1 protein-coding gene is annotated in these 1835 nt (G+C 48.9%); it reads left to right on the forward strand.

Annotated elements, in window-relative coordinates:
* Positions 1–218: 218 nt before the first annotated feature.
* Positions 219–770, forward strand: coding sequence for a hypothetical protein (locus tag J07HQW2_RS02410; RefSeq protein ID WP_021053672.1), 552 nt, complete (start codon positions 219–221; stop codon positions 768–770).
* The last annotated feature ends 1065 nt before the right edge of the window (positions 771–1835 follow it).

Below are 1835 nucleotides of genomic sequence, written 5' to 3' on the forward strand. Positions count from 1 at the left end.
TCCATTCAATCTCCGGCTTCGGAACTGATCACTCACGAGTGTCCTCGCTGTACTCACACGGCTAACTCAGGCTATCTGTGTGGACTGCAGTGTTACAGTACATCTACCCGGTCGAGTCCTAATCCCTCGCAGCTATATCATCCGGAGGCGACGTACAGAACCGACGCCATGCAGTTATCTGCATGGTACTGAAATGTATACATCACGTACATGATCACATGGCAAAGAATACCCAGAGGGACCGTGTGTGGGTTACAGCACTCGAAAGTGACAATTTTACAAAACATGACATTATCAATCGTGCCGATGCTGGTGATCGCACAGTGCATGATGTGCTGAAAACTATGATTGATGCTGAGTTACTTAATCAGACGACTGAGTGTTGTAAAGTCGAACGTGGCGATAACATGGTTATCCAAGAGGTTACAGTGTATCGAACCCCCGACACGCAGGTATATGGGATGAGTGAATCCGTGGAATCCGATGCACGGTACGTTATTGGATGTCCCGAATGTCGAGGGACAAAAACACGGCAGATCGATAGTAAGGTTGTGAAAGAAGCCCGACAAAAAAAGAGAACATGTGATAACTGTGATACCAGAGTTGAGTTGATTAAGGATAATCGTCCGAATCCACCTATCTGCCCTAAGTGTGATGAGGAGGCAATCGATGTGATTGAGCGTGAGAGCAGTTCTAGATATATTCATGAGATATATCCTCAAGACGTGGACGTGATCAACAGAACAGACAGTTGTTATGTGCAGACGTGAATCTCGGATTCGCGTTTCCAGTGTCAGAATATCCATTCTGAGGATCTACAGATATCAAGGCGAGTGCCTCGAGGTCCGGGGCCTTGATACTGTACTGTACTGATCTGACCCCGTGACCGTGGGTGAAGCCGATATACACAGTGATGACGCTACATGATGTATAAATGTATAGTCAGAAAATCTCATAGACGGATTACCGAGCTTCATCTACTGCTGGCTGCGGTAGTCCGGAACTGTGACCCCTCTCACCATCCGCGATTGGCGGGGCGACGGGACGGGGACAGGGACGGGGGGTTTGTCCGGGTCATGGTCATGCTCATGCTCATGCTCATGATGATGGTGATGGTGATGATGGAGTGACAGCGACGGACTGCGACTGCGACTGCGACTCCCACTCCCGCGGACGCTGCGGGGTGCAGTGCGGTGTGTTCGGGTGTGACTTCCAGCCGACTCCTCACGGAAAACAAGAAGATCGAGGTCGGGAGGAGTTGACTGAAATTCCCTTGCCGGGGCAGTGCAGTGCAGCCTCACCAGGGAAGCCTCGGAGTCGGAGTCGGGGCTTGTCCCCGAGGGAGTTCACTATTATCTCTGTTTCTCTCACGGTCATGAGCATCAAATGTGGAACCTGCGCTGTCCGTATCGTGGGCGGATCAATTGGGGAGCGATCAAAAAACAAACTCGACTCGCTGTCTCAACGCACGATGATGCTGATAATATTTGACTTGCATGCCAGTATCGAGTGACCGATGACGATGATGTGGTCATCGAGAAAATTTGAGATACTCCGATTTTAGTCGATGGTGCCTAACAAGCCATATAATCGCTTTTCGTCATGATTGCAGTGTGATGATTGCTTAGATAATCTCCCTATGTGCTTATCCTATAATGACAGTATTAAACGGTGTATCATGTTTCTAACTCTCGGTGCTAACCGCAAGAATACGTGGGTCTGAATCTCTCTTTCTGGACGACCAACATATCAGAATGAATCCCCTATTTTGGATCGTATATCACTGTCGTGTCACTCGCAAAGAGTAATCAAAAACGACAGGTGACCCTCTAGAG

Source organism: Haloquadratum walsbyi J07HQW2, from assembly GCF_000415985.1.
In the GTDB taxonomy this organism is placed as follows: Archaea; Halobacteriota; Halobacteria; order Halobacteriales; family Haloferacaceae; genus Haloquadratum; species Haloquadratum walsbyi_B.